At 36.7% G+C, this 18,360-nt stretch carries 21 protein-coding genes; 14 read left to right on the plus strand and 7 right to left on the minus strand.

Features of this window, described 5'->3' with window-relative positions; genetic code table 11:
• Positions 1–5: 5 nt before the first annotated feature.
• A complete protein-coding gene (locus tag ACLLO5_RS04715; RefSeq protein WP_413174328.1) occupies positions 6–1,595 on the minus strand; it encodes a S8 family serine peptidase in 1,590 nt (529 codons plus the stop codon).
• A gap of 134 nt (positions 1,596–1,729) precedes the next feature.
• On the opposite strand from ACLLO5_RS04715, the gene rpe reads away from it, so the two are divergent.
• The 7 genes from rpe to ACLLO5_RS04750 all read left to right on the plus strand — a co-directional run bounded on the left by rpe (position 1,730) and on the right by ACLLO5_RS04750 (position 5,359).
• A complete protein-coding gene (gene rpe / locus ACLLO5_RS04720) occupies positions 1,730–2,437 on the plus strand; it encodes a ribulose-phosphate 3-epimerase (RefSeq protein ID WP_413174329.1) in 708 nt (235 codons plus the stop codon).
• 190 nt (positions 2,438–2,627) lie between these two features.
• Positions 2,628–2,798 carry a ribbon-helix-helix domain-containing protein gene (locus tag ACLLO5_RS04725; protein ID WP_413174330.1) on the plus strand — a complete coding sequence of 57 codons (171 nt, stop codon included), beginning with the start codon at positions 2,628–2,630 and terminating at the stop codon, positions 2,796–2,798.
• Entirely contained in the window at positions 2,795–3,142 is a 348-nt protein-coding gene (locus ACLLO5_RS04730; protein ID WP_413174331.1) for a hypothetical protein, read from the plus strand. The genes ACLLO5_RS04725 and ACLLO5_RS04730 overlap by 4 nt, the downstream gene beginning before the upstream one ends.
• A gap of 567 nt (positions 3,143–3,709) precedes the next feature.
• Positions 3,710–3,934 carry an addiction module protein gene (locus ACLLO5_RS04735; protein WP_200321180.1) on the plus strand — a complete coding sequence of 75 codons (225 nt, stop codon included), beginning with the start codon at positions 3,710–3,712 and terminating at the stop codon, positions 3,932–3,934.
• Positions 3,934–4,224, plus strand: a complete 291-nt coding sequence (locus ACLLO5_RS04740) for a type II toxin-antitoxin system RelE/ParE family toxin (RefSeq protein ID WP_413174332.1) — start codon at positions 3,934–3,936, stop codon at positions 4,222–4,224. Before ACLLO5_RS04735 ends, ACLLO5_RS04740 begins: the two co-directional genes overlap by 1 nt.
• A 133-nt stretch (positions 4,225–4,357) precedes the next feature.
• Complete coding sequence (locus ACLLO5_RS04745; protein ID WP_413174333.1) at positions 4,358–4,813, plus strand: DUF29 domain-containing protein; 456 nt, start codon at positions 4,358–4,360, stop codon at positions 4,811–4,813.
• 69 nt (positions 4,814–4,882) lie between these two features.
• Positions 4,883–5,359: a Uma2 family endonuclease gene (locus ACLLO5_RS04750; RefSeq protein ID WP_413174334.1), complete on the plus strand. Its 477-nt coding sequence runs from the start codon at positions 4,883–4,885 to the stop codon at positions 5,357–5,359.
• A 130-nt stretch (positions 5,360–5,489) separates the two neighbouring features.
• On the opposite strand, the gene ACLLO5_RS04755 is transcribed toward ACLLO5_RS04750, so the two are convergent.
• From ACLLO5_RS04755 to ACLLO5_RS04770, 4 genes are all read right to left on the minus strand, one after another.
• The gene (locus ACLLO5_RS04755; protein ID WP_413174335.1) at positions 5,490–6,011 is read right to left on the minus strand and encodes a hypothetical protein; all 522 of its coding nucleotides are present in this window, start codon (positions 6,009–6,011) and stop codon (positions 5,490–5,492) included.
• A gap of 55 nt (positions 6,012–6,066) precedes the next feature.
• Entirely contained in the window at positions 6,067–6,507 is a 441-nt protein-coding gene (locus tag ACLLO5_RS04760) for a hypothetical protein (RefSeq protein ID WP_413174336.1), read from the minus strand.
• A gap of 285 nt (positions 6,508–6,792) precedes the next feature.
• On the minus strand, positions 6,793–6,975 hold the full coding sequence (locus ACLLO5_RS04765; RefSeq protein ID WP_413174337.1) for a CsbD family protein: 183 nt from the start codon (positions 6,973–6,975) through the stop codon (positions 6,793–6,795).
• 282 nt (positions 6,976–7,257) lie between these two features.
• Positions 7,258–7,611: a hypothetical protein gene (locus ACLLO5_RS04770; protein ID WP_413174338.1), complete on the minus strand. Its 354-nt coding sequence runs from the start codon at positions 7,609–7,611 to the stop codon at positions 7,258–7,260.
• 295 nt (positions 7,612–7,906) lie between these two features.
• Here ACLLO5_RS04770 and uvrB point away from each other — a divergent pair, with 295 nt between their 5' ends.
• Genes uvrB through ACLLO5_RS04795 form a run of 5 tightly spaced genes read left to right on the plus strand, consistent with a single transcriptional unit; the run spans position 7,907 to position 12,572 of the window.
• A complete protein-coding gene (uvrB, locus tag ACLLO5_RS04775; protein ID WP_413174339.1) occupies positions 7,907–9,904 on the plus strand; it encodes an excinuclease ABC subunit UvrB in 1,998 nt (665 codons plus the stop codon).
• A 21-nt stretch (positions 9,905–9,925) separates the two neighbouring features.
• Positions 9,926–10,486, plus strand: a complete 561-nt coding sequence (locus tag ACLLO5_RS04780; protein ID WP_413174340.1) for a Uma2 family endonuclease — start codon at positions 9,926–9,928, stop codon at positions 10,484–10,486.
• A 54-nt stretch (positions 10,487–10,540) separates the two neighbouring features.
• On the plus strand, positions 10,541–11,800 hold the full coding sequence (locus ACLLO5_RS04785; RefSeq protein WP_413174341.1) for an AAA family ATPase: 1,260 nt from the start codon (positions 10,541–10,543) through the stop codon (positions 11,798–11,800).
• Positions 11,797–12,327, plus strand: coding sequence for a retron system putative HNH endonuclease (locus ACLLO5_RS04790; protein WP_413174342.1), 531 nt, complete (start codon positions 11,797–11,799; stop codon positions 12,325–12,327). The genes ACLLO5_RS04785 and ACLLO5_RS04790 overlap by 4 nt, the downstream gene beginning before the upstream one ends.
• The gene (locus ACLLO5_RS04795) at positions 12,297–12,572 is read left to right on the plus strand and encodes a hypothetical protein (protein ID WP_413174343.1); all 276 of its coding nucleotides are present in this window, start codon (positions 12,297–12,299) and stop codon (positions 12,570–12,572) included. The genes ACLLO5_RS04790 and ACLLO5_RS04795 overlap by 31 nt, the downstream gene beginning before the upstream one ends.
• A 15-nt stretch (positions 12,573–12,587) precedes the next feature.
• On the opposite strand, the gene ACLLO5_RS04800 is transcribed toward ACLLO5_RS04795, so the two are convergent.
• Complete coding sequence (locus ACLLO5_RS04800) at positions 12,588–13,208, minus strand: tetratricopeptide repeat protein (protein WP_413174344.1); 621 nt, start codon at positions 13,206–13,208, stop codon at positions 12,588–12,590.
• Between the two features lie 45 nt (positions 13,209–13,253).
• Positions 13,254–15,305: an SUMF1/EgtB/PvdO family nonheme iron enzyme gene (locus tag ACLLO5_RS04805; RefSeq protein WP_413174345.1), complete on the minus strand. Its 2,052-nt coding sequence runs from the start codon at positions 15,303–15,305 to the stop codon at positions 13,254–13,256.
• Positions 15,306–15,720: 415 nt separating this feature from the next.
• Between ACLLO5_RS04805 and ACLLO5_RS04810 the strand changes: the two genes are divergently transcribed.
• Entirely contained in the window at positions 15,721–16,875 is a 1,155-nt protein-coding gene (locus ACLLO5_RS04810) for an FIST signal transduction protein (protein ID WP_413174346.1), read from the plus strand.
• Between the two features lie 6 nt (positions 16,876–16,881).
• Positions 16,882–17,952: a sensor histidine kinase gene (locus ACLLO5_RS04815; RefSeq protein ID WP_413174347.1), complete on the plus strand. Its 1,071-nt coding sequence runs from the start codon at positions 16,882–16,884 to the stop codon at positions 17,950–17,952.
• Positions 17,953–18,360 lie beyond the last annotated feature (408 nt).

The following is an 18,360-nucleotide window of genomic DNA, read 5'->3' on the forward strand; positions in this document are numbered from 1 at the left end:
TCCTTTTAATTTACAGGAACAGTCCACCAAGCTAAACTATAAGCTTGAGTTGGTTCATTAACTTGTTGTTTAAACTGCACCCGAATTTTATAATTTCCATCAGATGGAACAGGACAAAAAATATGCTCTATATTATCTATTTCACTCACAGAAGAACAAGTAGCGACTTCAGTTGTGGGAGCGTCTGCTTTGACTAAATAAAGGTCGAGGTTATTTAATCCCTTATCTATAAAACTTTCATTGACATCATATTCTTGGTTTTTATTTCTATCTTCTAATTCTACCAACCTATCCCAAGTTAAGGTAATAGCTACAAAACTATTGTGTTTTAAAGGTTTTGCTAAACTATATTCCACAGATGATGCAGCATTAATAGTATTATAATCCCAACCAATTGCTGGAATAGAAGTTGTAGGTTGCCATTGACCAGGCAGAAATTGTTGATAAGCACGAAAAGCATTTAAATGACCTGTCCCCATTTGATCATCAAGGGGAACTTTTTCATCTTTGTAAGCATCAGAAGCAAACCAATCTCGATTTTGTTTATCAACTAAAGTCCTAGTCATACCCAACCATAAACCATCACCTCTATCTTGAATTTTATCGGTTGAATTTAATAATACAGCTTTCATAACTTGATGATTTCGAGCATCAAGAGTCCAATTTGGTTGTTTAATTCTTAACTGTCGGTCAGCAAATTCTTGTAATAAAGCCACCGTCGCTGTAACATGAGGCGCGGCAAAACTCGAACCTGTAGATTTATTCAACTTGCCATCAGGATTAAGTAAAGGAATATTACTACCGGGAGCGACTAAACTAATTGATCTGCGTCCATCAATATTAAATTCCTTACCAACTAAGCGATCGCCCACACCTTGATTATTACCTGCTAGATTAGAAACGTTAACTTTATTGAAAATCCCTGCTCTTGGGGATGAAAAAGCCACGTTAATTCCGTTAAAATTATCTGTAGGAATGGGAATCCCGCCTTTGCCTTGGTTACCTGCGATCGCATACACCACATCATGAACCCGACTCGACCAGTCAATACACAAAGTTAGTAAAGCTTGACCATCCAAAACAGCCTCTGGTCTGGGGTCACGGTTCAAAGGTTCACCAAAACTAAAGTTAATGGCGCGAACATCACCGCTATTTTGTAAAGCTATATGTTGTGTTGATAAACACTCTTCCGGTTGACCCATATTTTTCGTAGATCCGACAGCAGAAGAATATAGCCTTGCATCTGGTGCAACTCCCGGCCAAGCCTTATCTTGACTTACCATCACCGCAGCAACATTATAAGCATGGGGATCAACACCACTATTTGACTTAGCTGGTGCAGTGCGTAAAAACACAGCCACAGGGGAAATCGCACGATTTTTAGACACCGCTTTATCCAAGCCAAACATACCAGGACGACCAATTTCTACCTGACCAATGGCAATTTTGCGGCCAGTTAAATTGTAAGGAGGTTGATGTAATTTCAGTACATCAATACCACCACTTCCTAGCGAACTGCCAAACTGCACAGATGCCAAAACTGGCACAGTCAAACAGGAAACACCCAAACCGCAAATTATCCAAAATTTGTTCATAGTCAATTTTCCCGCAAGAGGCAAAAGAAGGAGTTTTATTGAAAATTTTGAATTTTACAATTTGAAATTAGAATAGATTTCTCCATATTTTGTTACAATGCTTACAGACGAGGACGCTTAAGAACCCACTAGCCATGACCCAAAACCCATCTAAAAAACCTATAGTTATCTCTCCATCTATCCTATCAGCAGACTTTAGCCGTCTGGGTGACGATATTCGCGCTGTAGACAAAGCGGGAGCAGATTGGATTCACGTTGATGTAATGGACGGACGTTTTGTACCTAATATTACAATAGGTCCTCTGGTTGTGGAGGCGATTCGTCCGATTACAACCAAACCTCTGGATGTCCACTTGATGATCGTGGAACCAGAAAAGTATGTAGAAGGTTTTGCTAAGGCTGGTGCTGATATCATTTCTGTACACGCTGAACATAATGCTTCACCTCACCTTCACCGCACTTTGGGACAAATCAGAGAACTCGGTAAAAAAGCTGGAGTTGTGCTAAACCCCGGTACACCTTTAGAATTAATTGAATACGTACTGGAACTGTGTGATTTAGTGCTGATTATGAGCGTTAACCCCGGTTTCGGTGGACAAAGCTTTATTCCTAGCGTAGTTCCTAAAATTCGCCAACTGCGTCAAATGTGTGATGAACGCGGTTTAGATCCTTGGATTGAAGTTGATGGTGGACTGAAAGCCAATAATACTTGGCAAGTTTTGGAAGCAGGAGCTAATGCAATTGTAGCGGGTTCTGCTGTGTTCAATGCTCCTGATTATGCTGAAGCGATTAAGAATATCCGTAACAGCAAGCGTCCTACACCTGAATTAGCGGCTGTTTAAATCAATACTGCTAACTAAATAATACTTAAATCCTCGATTTCTTTGGGAAGTCGGGGGTTTATTTTTGCTGCTACTGATGCTATAGTAGACCCGTGATGTTAATCGCGTCAGCAGTCAACAGAATATTTTTTAAGCAACAGGAGTCTAAAATAGTGTCACTGTAATAGTATCACTGCTAAACATTACCCCTATGGCTATCAGACCTAGAGTAACAATTACACTGGATGAAGAAATATATAAAGAGCTTACAAACATAGCTGAAGAACAGGAGCGTACACCAGCTAACTTAGCAGCGTACATTGTTACGAAAGCTATTAAGGAGAAAAATAAAGAAAATCTACAAAATAAAGAGGCATTATGAGTAATTCACAGCCATTAGAAGATTTTCCCGCAAGGCTGGATGATATTGACAGCAGATTAGATCAGCTTGGAGATGAAATTGATTTAGTCCGCACTATTCAGGAGGGTGTCAGACGTGAAACCCGTTCTAACAGTCAAGCATTAGCACGATTAGAAAGAACAGTAACCAACCTTGCGGATATTGCGCGTTTACATCAGCAAGCACTAAGGCAGTCTGAAAGACAGTTTCAGGAGTTCCAAAGAAATAATCAAGAGTTTCAACGTACTACTAATGCGGCTTTGGAACGAATTGACAGAATTTTAGATTACTTAATCAAGCAATCAGGTGGTCAGGGTGAGGGTTAGATGATGGTGTAGGCGATCACCAATTACACAACCAAAACGATCAACTACCTTAACCAAATTCTAGAATGTCATTAACCCAAGGTGGCGATCGCTAAAACTTTTCTCTGATAAGGTTTTCTGGGAATTAGACATTTTTTATTATTTATTCTCAATAATATTTCTACAACGCCTATGTTTTCGTTACTTATTGCGACTAAATGTATGTAAACAATGCCCGTATTTATTACGGGATAAGGGTTTTACTTAATTTACTTGTTATCTCTTGACATCTCATTAGTGGATAGACTATACTAGAATTAATATAAATTTTTGCTTGCAATCCATCCGCTTCTTGTGGTATTCTTTAGAGGTGGGTAGAAAATATTTTTGTGTAACACTCACAAATTAAAAGTCAGACTACCTCATGGCAGTGCTGACGGTTGTTTCTCATATATTTTCCCATAGGAGAATTAACATTTACGTGAGTCTTTTATGGGTATATATTGACTTTTCACTCTCAGCCTGTAGGGTGGGTTAAGCGCATTTATGCTAAAATGCGATCACCGTACTCTGTCAGGAGTTTTCTGTATGGCTGACGTTACTTACGACGAAATTTTTGGAGCAGTATTAACCTTACCTCCTCTATACAGAGCGATGCTTGCTGAACATCTTCTCAAAAGTCTTGATGAAATTAATCCTGAAGTTGAGGCTGCTTGGGAAACAGAAATTGCAAATCGCATTCAGGCAATAGATGAAGGTCAAGTTACGTTAATACCAGCCGATGAAGTATTACAAAGATTAAGGAATCGGTGATGTTGATTGAATTTGATCCTTATGCACAAATAGAACTTGAAGAAGCGACTTTATATTACGATAACATTAGTTCTAAACTTGGCAATACTTTTCTTGATGCGGTGGAAAGAACACTTAACCGCATAGTTAATTTTCCCGATGCTTGGACACCAATGATCCAAAATGCTAGACGTTGCCATATTGATGGATTTCCCTATGGCATAGTATACAGAGTTCATGGTGATAAAATTCAAATTTTAGCTGTAATGCACCTTCAACGCAAGCCAAACTATTGGATAGAGAGAAAATAGGAATAATTCTTTCTGAGAGTATTTCTCAAAATTTATGAGTTGAAATTTCATAGAGCATTGCTAACTGATCAGTTTACCCTTTTTATTCCTTGTACAATATTGTTAACAATAACTTGATTCAGGAGAAACATTTATGCTGACAGTTGATAACAACAAAAAATTATATGAGCAAGATTTTTACCTATGGATACAAACCACAGTTCAACAATTGAAAGAAAGAAACGTAGAACAACTAGATATTGAGAATTTAATTGAAGAAATTGATAGTATAGGAAGGAGGGAAAAGAAAGAACTAAAAACTCGCTTAGTTGTTTTAATTGAACATTTATTAAAACTACAATATTGGACAGAAGAGAAAGAATATAACGCTAGAGGTTGGCGTAATACAGTTGTTAAACAAAGACGACAAATAGCCTATACTCTTGCAGATAGTCCCAGTTTAAAAGCTATCTTAAATGATGTATTTCTAGACTGTTATCAAGATGCTAGAAAAGATACAATTAACAAATATCAACTTTCCTCAAACCTATTCCCCGAAGAACCTCCTTTCTCCTTAACAGAAGTTCTGAATACAGATTTTATACCCTAAGTCTGAATTGATAATCAAGCACCAATCAGTTAAGATGATTATTGATATAATCCCTCTAGGTAATTGACTATGAAATGGGAAGAAGTTTGTGAAAATAAACAATTACAAGATTTACCTTTTAAGATTGAGTTGAATAAATGGGGACAAATCGTAATGAGTCCTGTAAAGATTAAACATTCATTTTATCAAGGAAGAATTCAACGTTTATTAGAATCTTTATTAAAAACTGGTGAAGTCATGCCAGAATGTGCAATCAATACATCAGATGGCGTTAAAGTAGCTGATGTGGTTTGGTGTTCAGAGGCAAGATTTGATCAAATCCAAGATGAAATATCAGCTTCTATTGCACCAGAAATTTGTATAGAAGTTAAATCAACGGGTAACACTCTTGAGGAAATGGAATTTAAAAAGAATTTATATTTAGAAGCTCAAGCGATTGAAGTATGGTTATGTAATGAACAAGGTCAAATACAATTCTATAATGAACAAGGTGAATTAGAAAAATCTTTGTTAGTTCCTGATTTTCATAACCAAATTAAACGATAATTTTCGATGTTCTTTTCGTCTGGTATCAAATACTTGTAGATCCCCCTAAATCCACCTTATAAAGGGGGAATTTGAGAAGTAAATCCCCATTATAAAAGGGGACTTTGAGAAATTTATCTTCCCTCAATTATCACTTGCGACTTCCCAACCATTTAGCCGCTGCAATCCCAATAATACCTGCCACAATAGGATTACTAAGAAACTTGATAATTCCTGGTTGTTCTGCTAACACTTCACGGAAAACATCAGGATGACTATGATAAGTGAAAGATGCAAGATTACTCACATCATCAGCAGTCATGCGGTTAGGGTTGTGAGTAGAAAGATTTAACTGTTGTTCTAACCTTTTCTCATCTAGTCCTCTTTCCTTTAACTGTTTGAAAAATGCCTTTGCTACATCATCTCGTTCATTGGGTTTAATTTGAGCAATTGCCTTTTGTAATTCTGGCTCCATTTGACTAGGAGGGATGCGTTCTGGATGCAAGGATTGACTAAATAATTGCCGACGTTGGTCTGTTGTTGTCCGTTGAGCAAAATCATCAAAAGTTTCATATTCATTTGTTGTATCTGTCGGCATATTATCCAAAGATTCGACATTTCCTTGTGCCAAATCTTTCATGATATCGCGTTTATATTCTTCACTACTTCTCATGTGACTTTTCTCCTGTTTTATATTTAAACTATTGACACAATGAAACTGTTTATGGTTAGCTATACTTAATTTGATTTGTCTGAGCAATATAATCAGCAGTCAAAATTAATTTTTTATCAGGTGCATATATCAAAACTTTCAAGTCTTGATTAGGGAAATTCTTTCTAAAACCTTGCACCAAAGAATTTGCTAAAGGTCGCACATCATTAGGACTAACTTGAGGCGAAATAACCACACCTAGTTTGTTATTATCTCGCACATAAGCATCTGTAACTAATCCTTTAGAAGTTTGTACAACCCAGTTACCAAAATTCTGCCCTCCTGGAGTATTACCACGTTCTAATTCTGCATAGGTAACATCTCTTCCTACTGCTGATGGGGTAATTGTGCGGTTTGATTCTGCGACTCTTCCACCACTGCAAGCGGCAGTTAATGTTAGCACCAAAATCAAAACTAAAGACATTAAAATTTTACGACTCTGTTGAATTAGAATCATTATTTTTCTCCTCAGACAACTCAAAAGTAAAGTCGTAGTTTCGATAGAAAGAGAAATTCGGGTTACGCAACTGGCATATCATTACGGTGTGCGAGACCTATAAATTGCTTAATATCAAGAGATTTTTGGCATCTGCTGGACTCTACAATAGACTTGAATATGAGACTTGTGTAAGTTCTAAATAAAGATAAAAACACAAGTTTTAATCTGATATACAAGTCTTTTAAAATTTGGAAGTGAGAGATTTTTCTCTCACTAAGAATTGTGTTTTACTCTATCTGTCTTTTAGTCAAGCTTTTGCTTGACATTATCTTTGACATCTTCTACAGAGTGACGTACTTCACTTTCTGCTTGCTTTGCTTTACCTTCGGCTTTATCTTTGGGATCACCAGTAACATTTCCTAAAGCTTCTTGTGCTTTACCTTCAATATTTTTACCTGTGGCTTTTGCACGTTCTTCTAAGCTCATTTGCTTTGCCTATAATTATTCATTACCATACTTAAATTAGCTTGAATATTAACTTAATACTTCCACCACAAGGTATATAAGATATATTAGCTATCTGTGTAAAAAGGAATATATAAAGTAGAGTTAAGGAGTTAGGATTTCCAAAATAAGAACGAGGCAGAAAGGATTTCTATTGCCTATTTTCAGTAGATTATTGGTTTGGCACAGATGTTGATAAATAATAAAAAAACCCAGTTGACTAATAAAACTGGGTTGTTAAGAATATGGGAATAATATTTGAAATTAGTCTAGAAAACCCATTAAAGTCTCAGAATCATCAACAGTATTTGATGCTATTGGACGATTGCCAAATATTGAATAGTTTTCCGAAACTACCAATGCACTAGAACCGATAGGACGAATGCCAGATAGGTTAATGCTGCTCACAACTTGGAATGTGTTAGCAGTAATAGGACGAATTCCCATTGAATTGTAAGTTTCAACCACTTGTATGCTGCTTGTACTAATGGGACGCAATCCAGAGATTGATACTGTTCCTGCAAATTGTAAGTCGCTGCTACCAATAGGACGCTCTCCAGCAACTATTATTGTCCCCTGAGATCCCTGTTCTGTATTACCTTGGTTATTTTCTTCCACTTTTTTATCTCCTTTGCAGCTGGGTGCTTTCTAAACTAACGCATCCAGCTTGTTACATGAATTTTACAATAATTAAGGAAAGGTTTATTTTTTCCCATAATATTAAGAGTGTAACCTTAAAAAAGCACACATAGATATAAGTTTCTTCAAAACTGATACATAAGTAAATTAAAAGAGTGAATTTTTGTGAACAATATCTGACTCATACGGATAGGCGATCGCTACACCACCACCAAATGCGATCGCATCGCCACTATCGCTACTATGGGAAAGGGTATGTTTAGCAAAAACGGTGATGACAAAATTTAGCCTTCAAGCTCCTTTTAGCCCCACTGGTGATCAACCACAGGCGATCGCTCAACTTATAACCAGCATCCAAGCGGGTAATCGTTACCAAACTTTACTAGGTGCGACGGGAACCGGTAAGACGTTTTCTATCGCCGCAGTGATTGAAAAAGTTGGTAAACCAACCCTAGTTCTGGCACATAATAAAACCCTTGCAGCGCAACTATGTAACGAATTACGGGAATTTTTCCCCAATAACGCCGTTGAGTATTTCGTCAGCTATTACGACTATTACCAACCGGAAGCGTATATTCCCGTCACAGATACATATATAGAAAAAACAGCGGCAATTAATGATGAAATAGATATGTTGCGGCATTCTGCAACCCGTTCCCTGTTTGAACGTCGGGATGTAATTGTTGTTGCTTCCATTAGCTGCATTTACGGTTTAGGGATGCCGGCTGAATACCTCAAAGCCGCAATTAAACTACAAATAGGCATAGAGGTTGACCAACGGCAGATTTTACGAGATTTGACATCTGTGCAGTATAGTCGCAACGATATAGAAATGGGTCGGGGTAAATTTCGCGTCCGCGGTGATGTGTTAGAAATTGGACCCGCTTACGAAGATAGAATTATTCGTGTTGAATTTTTTGGTGATGAAATTGATGCAATACGTTATATTGACCCCGTAACAGGGGAAATTCTCAGCAGTTTAGAAAAAATCAATATTTATCCTGCGCGTCACTTTGTCACCCCAGAAGAACGTTTAGAAGTCGCTTGTGAAGATATTTCCGCAGAATTAAAACAGCAAAAATTAACATTAGAAGAATTAGGTAAATTAGTTGAAGCCCAACGCATAGATCAACGCACCCGCTACGATTTGGAAATGTTGCGCGAGGTAGGATATTGTAACGGTGTAGAAAATTATTCTCGTCATTTAGCGGGTAGACAAGCGGGAGAACCACCAGAATGTTTAATTGATTATTTTCCCAAAGATTGGTTATTGGTAATTGATGAATCTCACGTTACTGTTCCCCAAATTCGTGGGATGTACAACGGCGACCAAGCACGAAAAAAGGTTTTAATTGATCATGGTTTTCGCCTTCCCAGTGCTGCCGATAATCGTCCTTTGAAAGTAGAAGAATTTTGGCAAAAAGCTAATCAATGTATTTTCGTTTCTGCAACTCCAGGAAATTGGGAATTAGAAATTTCTGAAGATAATATTGTTGAACAAGTGATTAGACCCACTGGAGTAATCGATCCAGAAATATTTGTTCGTCCCACAGAAGGACAAGTTGATGATTTATTAGGAGAAATCAAAGATAGAGTTGAACTTAAAGAACGGGTGTTAATTACCACATTAACCAAAAGGATGGCGGAAGATTTAACTGAATATTTAGAAGACAAGGGAATTAAAGTTAGATATTTGCATTCGGAAATTAATTCGATTCAGAGAATTGAGATTTTACAAGATTTAAGAATTGGTAAATTTGATGTTTTGGTGGGTGTGAATTTATTGCGGGAAGGTTTAGATTTACCAGAAGTTTCCTTAGTTGCAATCATGGATGCAGATAAAGAAGGTTTCTTGCGTGCTGAACGTTCGTTAATTCAAACAATTGGCCGGGCTGCGCGTCATATTCGCGGAAAAGCGATTATGTATGCTGATAAGTTAACAGATAGCATGATTAAAGCTATTGATGAAACTGATAGAAGAAGGGGAATTCAAACAGCATATAATAAAATGCACGGAATTACACCGCAACCGATTGTGAAGAAATCAAGTAATGCCATTTTATCATTTTTAGATGTATCGCGGCGGTTAAGTTCAGGTGATTTAAAGGTGGTAGATGAACATCTAGATGAATTATCTTTAGAAGATATTCCAGAGTTAATTACACTGTTAGAAAAACAGATGAAAGAAGCAGCGAAAAAAATGGAATTTGAAGAAGCAGCAAAATTGCGCGATCGCATTAAGCATTTGCGGGATAAAATGTTGGGAAGATAATATAAAAGCTAACCAAAACTTATGCTAACTAACATTCGCCACATTAACGTTACTGAATATCATAAAATGGCAGAAATGGGGATTTTTCACCCGGAAGAACGTCTAGAATTACTGTCAGGACAAATTATCAAAATGCCGGCTAAAGGAACTGCACACGAAGCAGCTATTACTCGTATTCAAAGAATTTTAAATCAACGTTTGGGTGATCAGGTTTTAATTAGGACTCAATCACCTATTACTCTTGATGATTTTTCTGAACCTGAACCAGATGTTGCGGTTGTGAAAACTAATGTTTTAGATTATGAAGATCATCATCCTCAACCATCGGAAGTATTTTTAGTGATTGAAGTTGCTGATTCTAGTTTGAAATATGACCGGGAAGTTAAAAGTTTAGCTTATGCTCAATCTGGCATTATTGATTATTGGGTTTTGGATGTTAATGGAAGGAAGTTATATGTTGATCGTAATCCTCATATAGCAGGTTATCAAAGTCAAAGTATTTTAGGAGAAAATTTGACAATATCTCCTTTAGCTTTCCCTGAGTGTGAAATTACGATTAGGGATTTTTTAAAGAAGGTTTAAAGTAAATAAAAAGTTGTATATTGATATTCAATCAGTTGAAATAAAATCGTAACTATGATAAGAGTTAAGAAGCTAAAAATGCAAGGGTTTCGCGGAATTGGTGATTTAACATTAGATTTTGATGAAATAGAACCTACGGTATTTATTGGTATTAATGGTGTAGGTAAATCAAGTATTATTGATTGTTTAGCAATTTTATTATCACGCTTTTCTAGTACAATTCAATATTCAACTGCTTCAGGAAGATTGTTTAGAGAAGAAGACATAAAAAATGACAAAAATGAAACTCATAATGAAATAACATCTGATTTTGAATCTCAACAATTTATTTGGTCTTTAACTAAGGTTAAAAAAGGACGTATTAAAGATACAAGTACAAATTTATCCGAAATCAACAAGATTGTTGACAATATTAAACATCAATTATCTGCATCTGAAGAATATAATCTTCCTGTCATAATTTATTATTCTACTAATCGTGCAGTTCTTGATATTCCATTAAGAATTAAAAAACAACATGACTTTAAACAAATAGATACTTATGAAAATTCCCTTACTGGTACAGTTAGTGAGTTTAGAATTTTTTTTGAATGGTTTAGGAGACAAGAAGATATAGAAAATGAATTACGTTTAGAAAATAACACTAATTATCGAGATAAAGAATTAGAAGCTGTTAGACAAGCTATATCTTCATTAATTCCTAACTTCACTAAATTGCGTGTCCGTCGTTCTCCTTTAAGAATGACAGTAGAAAAAGATGGTGAAGAATTAATAGTTAATCAATTATCAGATGGGGAAAAATGCTTATTAGCAATGGTAGGAGATTTAGCAAGAAGATTAGCTATTGCTAACCCTGGGTTAGAAAATCCTCTAGATGGTTATGGAGTGGTTTTAATTGATGAAATTGAACTACATTTACATCCAAAATGGCAAAGAGAAATTATCCCAGCTTTAACCAGAACTTTTCCCCATTGTCAGTTTATAGTTACTACCCATTCCCCACAAGTTATTAGTCAAATAAAACCCCAAGGAATTTACATTTTAGAAAAAACAAATGATGGTATAATTGCTAAACGTCCTGAAAGTTCCTATGGTAGAGATAGTAATCAAATTTTAGAAGATTTAATGGATGTTCCTGAACGTCCTTATGAAATAAAAGAAGGCCTTTTACAATTATTTCGTTTAATCGATGCAGGAAATTTAGATGCTGCTAAACAATTACGACAAGAGTTAGCTGAAAAAATTGGTGAAGATGAAGCGCAGTTTGTAAAAGCAGATATTTTAATGAGGAGAAAAGGACTTTCCCATAAATGAAATATATTCAAAAGGGTGTAGAACCAAGTAGCTTATCTGCATGGAAAATCAAACAAGGTGATAAAATTCCTACTTGGAAAAGTTTTAGGAGAACGGTAGTTAAAGAGCAACTTTTAGAGACTTTATTACAAGAACAAGGTTATATTTGTTGTTATTGTGGTGTTGCTATAGATAAAGGAAGTTGTCATATTGAACATTTTAAACCTCAAGGTACAGATGAATCTGTGAGATTTGATTATTTTAATTTGATAGTTTCCTGTCAAGGAGAAGATGAAACTCAAGCCAAAATTCCCGTACATTGTGGACATCAAAAAGATAATTGGTATGATGAAAATTTGTTAGTTTCTCCATTAATAGCAAACTGTACAGTGTTTTTTAGATATTCTGCTGCTGGGGAAATTTTACCAACGGGAGCATCCACTTTTGGAAGAAACATAATTCTCGCAGTCCAAAAACCATACTATATGGTTCATCTAAAAAAGGCTATCCGCCAAAAGTGGATGCTCCCTTACCAACTGAAGAAATAGATAAAAAACTTGCTGCTGAAAAAACCATAGAAAATTTAGCATTGAATATTCCTAAGTTACAAAGAATGCGTCAAGCTGCTATTGATGCAGAATTAGAATTATTAGCAGATGAGGATTTTAATGAGGAAGAAATTAGGAATATTATTAAGGACTATTTAGAATTAGATGATGATGGTAAATACAAACCATTTTGCATTACCATCATTTATATTTTGGAAAGTTTTTTTTATAAACAGCAGATTTGACATTTTTTTAACTAATTAAACCCACCCCCTCACCTGTTTATGCACCACCGCTAAATACCACATATAATCATCAATTTTATAATTATCCGCAGCCTTCAAAATATACTCTTTTGCTAACTCCAAATTCCCCTCAGCTTCAAAATACAAACCTAAATAAAGATGACTATAAAAATTACCTTTTAATCCTTCTGATTTGCCAATATTTAAAACTTCATCAGTTGTACAATTACCCGCAAATAAATCATATACAGACCGCATGATTTTCCGAGGATCGTTTTTCACAGGTAACAAAGAATTACGAGCTTCTGTCACACCCGATAACCGCGCTATACAAAGATATCGCCACACAGTTTCTTCTACATCTTGTGCATTGACGGTCAAATCTATTTCAAACTGTTTCGCACCTTCAACAAATTTCGCTGCATAATAATAAGATAAACCCCGTTGCCAAAGATAGGGTGTAAGTCTAGCATCCAACTTTTCTGCGGTATCAAAATCTGCAATTGATTCCTCAATTTTCGCCAGTTGAAAATAAACCATTCCCCGACGAATGTAAACATTAGGGTTATTTGGTTGACTACGAATCGTTTCGTTCCAGCGTTGGAGTTGATTTTCTAGAGAATTGGTAAAAAACATGAATTGTGTGATGAAAAATAATTAATAATAAATAACCAAAAATTACTAATTCCACTTAGCAGAACAAGCAACACGAAAACCGTGATTAAAATCTCTGCTGACAGCCGGATAATTGACGCGATAAGCAGAACGGCAGTAGACTGGACGATAAGACCAAGAACCACCGCGCAATACCCGACGAGGGTGATTATCAGTACCACTCAATCGCGCACTACCATCAGTTGGCGCACCTATATAATTATTATACCATCCATCTTCGCACCATTCCCAGACGTTACCATGGGTATCATGTAAACCAAAAGCATTTGCTGGAAAAATTCCCACATTTGTTGTTTCTTTGCGGTAGACACCTTTTGAGCCATTAGCATAAACATATTCACCATTATAATTTGCTAAATCAGTGCTAAGAGTATTACCAAAATAAAAAGGTGTAGTTGTACCTGCACGACAAGCATATTCCCATTCTGATTCACTAGGTAAACGATATAATTTACCTGTTTTTCGTGATAATCTGGCGCAAAATTCCTGTGCATCATACCATGAAACTTTTTCTACTGGTCGGTTATCACCTTTAAAGTGAGATGGATCTGGATGCAAATCAATTGTAATTTTTGGTAAATTAGCCACTGCTTGCCATTGTGCTTGAGTGATGGGATACTTTCCTAATAAAAAAGGTTGAATAGTCACTTGATGTTGAGGACTACTTCTATCTGCGCTTTCTACTTCATTTTCTGCTGAACCCATTAAAAAATTACCGCTAGAAATGGCAATCAATTCTAAAGGTATACTATTTTCTAAGTCTTCTAAAAACAATTCTACTTTTTTGTTACTGCGCTGAATTACCCAGGTTGTTCCTAAACCTAGAAAGCCAGGTTTTGAAACTAATTGTGCTGTTTCAAATTCAAATGATTGGGTTTGGATAATAGCTAAAGGTTTTGGTTGAGAGACTGATTGATTTTCTGTTTTTGGTTGTTGTTGAGGTTCAGATTTTGAGACAGATTTTTTAGTAGGTAATTTTGGCGCTTGTGTAGAGATTGATGGCTGAGTTTGATTTAATTTTGGTGTTGTTTTTTGCTGAGATTCTAATGGATGATAGTGTTGTGATACTGCTTGCCTAATTTCTCGCGCTTCTTGTTCAGATAAACCTAAGTCAATTCTTTTAGTTTCTAATCTTTTCAACATGACGGGAGAAAAATTTCCGTTACTTTGTTGAGCTAAATTTACAGCTTCTTGATAATATATATCTCTGGCAGGAGGAAGTACAGATGGAGGTGATAGAATTGCTGTAGGTAGAGAAGAATTAAGTTGTTTCAAATCTTGGTAAGCTGCTTGAGCATTTTGATAACGTAAGCTATGGTGACGACGTACCATTTTGGTTAAAAATGCCGCTAAATTGTGACTGACTTGGGCTTGTTGTTGCCATACTAATTCTGCTGTTTGTGGGTCTTCTTCGATATCTTGCGATCGCAACCCTGTTAAAGCTTGAATGGCAGTTATGCCCAAGGCATAAATATCACTGGCAAAAACAGTTTTTCCCCTAGCTTGTTCTGATGGCATATAACCAAGAGTACCAGCCATAATGGAAGTTTTTACACTACCATGACTATCTATAATTTGAGAAGCAAGTTCCTTGACTATGCCAAAGTCAATTAAACAAACTTTTCCATCTTGCTGTCTGCGGATGAGGTTTTGCGGTTTGATATCGCGGTGAATTACTTGTTTGTGGTGAACAAATGCCAAAACTTCTAAAACATCCTGCAATAATTTGATGATATAACCTTCACTCAATCGCTTACCAGGAATAATTTCTTTATCTAAACACTGTCCCTGAATAAATTCCTGCACAATATAGAATTTTTGGTTTTCTTCAAAGTAGGCTAGTAAATGAGGAATTTGGGGATGTGTACCCAAGATTTCCAAAATTCTTGCTTCTTTTTCAAAAAAGTCCACACGGAGGGTATTATGGTGTTGAGGTAGAAGTTCCTTCACCACACAAATAGCTTTACTAGGTTTTTGGGTATCTGTAGCTTTATAGGTAATGCCAAAACCGCCATTTCCTAATACTTCGATAATCTCGTAACGTCCACCTAGTCGCATAGTCTGACTCTAAGTTAAATTTTGTCGCTATGATGAATTCCGGTATTATATTTTACCATAATTATAATTGGCATAATTGAATTTATTTGCAAGAGTCTATAACTATTTATTTTAAATGACGGAAACCGTAAAATTTTGGAATTAGGACTTACCGAAGAAAGGCAGAGGGCAGGAGGCAGGAGGCAGAAGGAGGAAATGTCTTGGGAGGAATTTACTGGCACACTTTCACGTAAAACAACCGAGGCTTGACCAGTGTCGTAGGCAATCATGGATGTGTAACCATATCCCATATAATCGAGGTCATAGATATTGGGATAAAAGCAGCGAATAGTGTATGAGAAAATCAGTTTGGGTATCCTGATCACTAGGGAATCAAAATTGATGAACAAGAGTACAGAGAGGATCTGAGGAAGCAATGCTAAAAGCAATAGTTGGACACAGTAATGATCCAGAGACAGAAGTGGCGATCGCAGAAGTATTGGAACAATGCCTGACTGGACTGGCTGATATCCGCCCTCAGGCGGGAATTGTGCTGGTGGCTCTAGATTTTGATCATGCTGAAATCTTACGATCTATTCATCAGACCTTTCCAGGTATTCAATTAATTGGTGGCACAACAGACGGTGAAATCTCCTCAGTTTTAGAGTTTCAACAAGACTCTTTGGTTTTAATTCTATTTTGTTCTGATGAAATAGAATTTCATGCCGCTGTTGGTCGTCATGTCTCCTCTGATCCTATAGCGATCGCCCAAAAAACCGTTCAAACTGCCCAAACACAGGCGAATTGTCCAACCGCTCTATGTATCACCACTCCTGAAAGCTTGACTACCAGTGGACTCTTAATCCTGCAAGGATTACAGCAAGCCTTGGGGGCAGAAGTCCCTATTGTCGGTGGCACCACCTGCGACCAATGGCAATTTAAGCAAACCTACCAATTTTTTGGAGAAGAAGTCCTCAGCGATGCCTTACCCATTCTGTTACTCTCAGGTCATCTACTTTGGGGACATGGAGTCTCAAGTGGTTGGACACCAATCGGCAAAAAAGGAATGGCTACCAAAGTCGAGGGGAATGTGCTTTATGAGGTTGATGGACAACCAGCCTTGGAGTTCTATCGGGATTATTTAGGTGACATTCGCCCCTCTGCTGCCTATAGATTAGCAGTCTTTGAACCTAACCGGGATAGTTGGTACATGAGAAGCTCCAATGGAGAATACAACGAAGCCTCCGGTAGCATCGCTTTTTTTGCAGATATTCCACTCTACTCGGAAGTTCAAGTTGTACGATCTAACCGAAATGAAATAGTTGATTCTGCTCGTCTCTCTATGCAGCAAGCACTTGAGCATTATCCTGGAATTCAGCCGACTGTAGTGTTATTATTCTCCTGCACTGGACGAATGCACACACTAGGAACCAGAGCCAAGGAAGAGTATCAAGTATTGCAACCTCAAATACCTGCTGGGGCGACTTGTGCTGGTTTTTATACCTATGGTGAAATTGCTCCATTGCGACCCCATGCCGAAGCGCAATTTCACAATGAAACTTTCGTGACTTTGCTGTTGGGGGTGGAGTAATCCACTATGGATAATCTGTCTTTTGAGCAACTGCAACAACGGGTGAAAGATTTGGAAAAGCATAATCGTCTATTGCAGAAAAAACTGGATCGATCAGAATTCAATCGGGTGGAATTAGAAAACTCCTATGAAATCCAATCCAAGCTAGTCAACAGAGTCATTCAAGGGTTAGAAAAATCAAGAGCAGAAGCCGAAACCCGTAGCCAGGAGCTACAGGAAGCATTCAATAATCTGCAAATGATACAAACAAAACTAGTGGAATCTGAAAAGATGTCTGCTTTAGGCGTGTTGGTAGCAGGTATTGCCCATGAAATTAATAACCCGATTAATTTTATTCATGGCAATATTGATTATGCTTATATCTATGTGCAGAATTTGATAGATTTGCTTCATCTCTATCAGAAAATATACCCTGAGCCAGATACTCAGATTACATCTCTGTTAAGTAAATCTGAACTTGACTTTGTTATTAAAGATTTGTTCCAGCTTTTGAATTCAATCAAGACGGGTAGCGATCGCATCACTAATATAGTTTTAGGATTACGCACCTTCTCCCGGTTGGATGAAGCAGAATATAAACAAACAAATTTACACGATGGACTAGATAGCACTTTGATGCTCCTGCAACATCGGTTAAAGACTAAAGGCAATTTTCCCCCCATTACTGTGATCAAGAACTATGGTAACTTGCCCCAAATTCCCTGTTTTGCAGGGCAATTGAATCAGGTGTTTATGAATATTTTAGCTAATGCGATCGATGCAATTGAAGAACGTTATTCCCAACAAACGCCAAAAGAAAATCAAAATTATCCTGGTTGCATAATAATTAGTACATCTATAGTTGATTTACAATGGGCGAAGATAGCGATCGTAGATAATGGCTTGGGTATGCCTGAACAGGTTCGACAGAAAATATTCAATCCCTTCTTCACAACAAAACCAGTTGGTAAAGGAACTGGTATGGGCATGGCAATCAGTTATCAGATTATCATCGAAAAACACAGAGGTAGATTGGATTGTTTCTCTAAAATTACAGAAGGGACAGAGTTTATTATTCAAATCCCTCTGAAACAGTAAATCTGCTATACAACATGGATTATCAAATGTTTTAAGAAGTCGAAGATCAGCATATTGGTTTTTAAAATGTGCGTCACAACGATTCTTCAAACATTTTTGGCTCTTCGGTACTTACTATACTAAATTAACTTATAAACTTCTAAAAACCTTGCCATATAAAGATTGTAGGTTATTTCATCGGTTGATTCGACATAAATTTGGCATCAAAAACAATAAAGTCCTTTATTTATAAGGGTTATGGGGTAAATAAACTCATATTTGGCATAACAAATACTGAAGAGCCAAAAGAAATAGCAATAGAAGTTAAAGAAGTATGACGAAGTTTAGCCATGACTCGACCGAGACTAAATCTTCATTTACCGAAAAAATGGCTTTAAACTCATTTTTTCGGTAAGTTTTTCTTTAAGT

The sequence above is a fragment of the Anabaena azotica SJ-1 genome (assembly GCF_047275885.1).
Taxonomy (GTDB): Bacteria; Cyanobacteriota; Cyanobacteriia; order Cyanobacteriales; family Nostocaceae; genus Trichormus_B; species Trichormus_B azotica_A.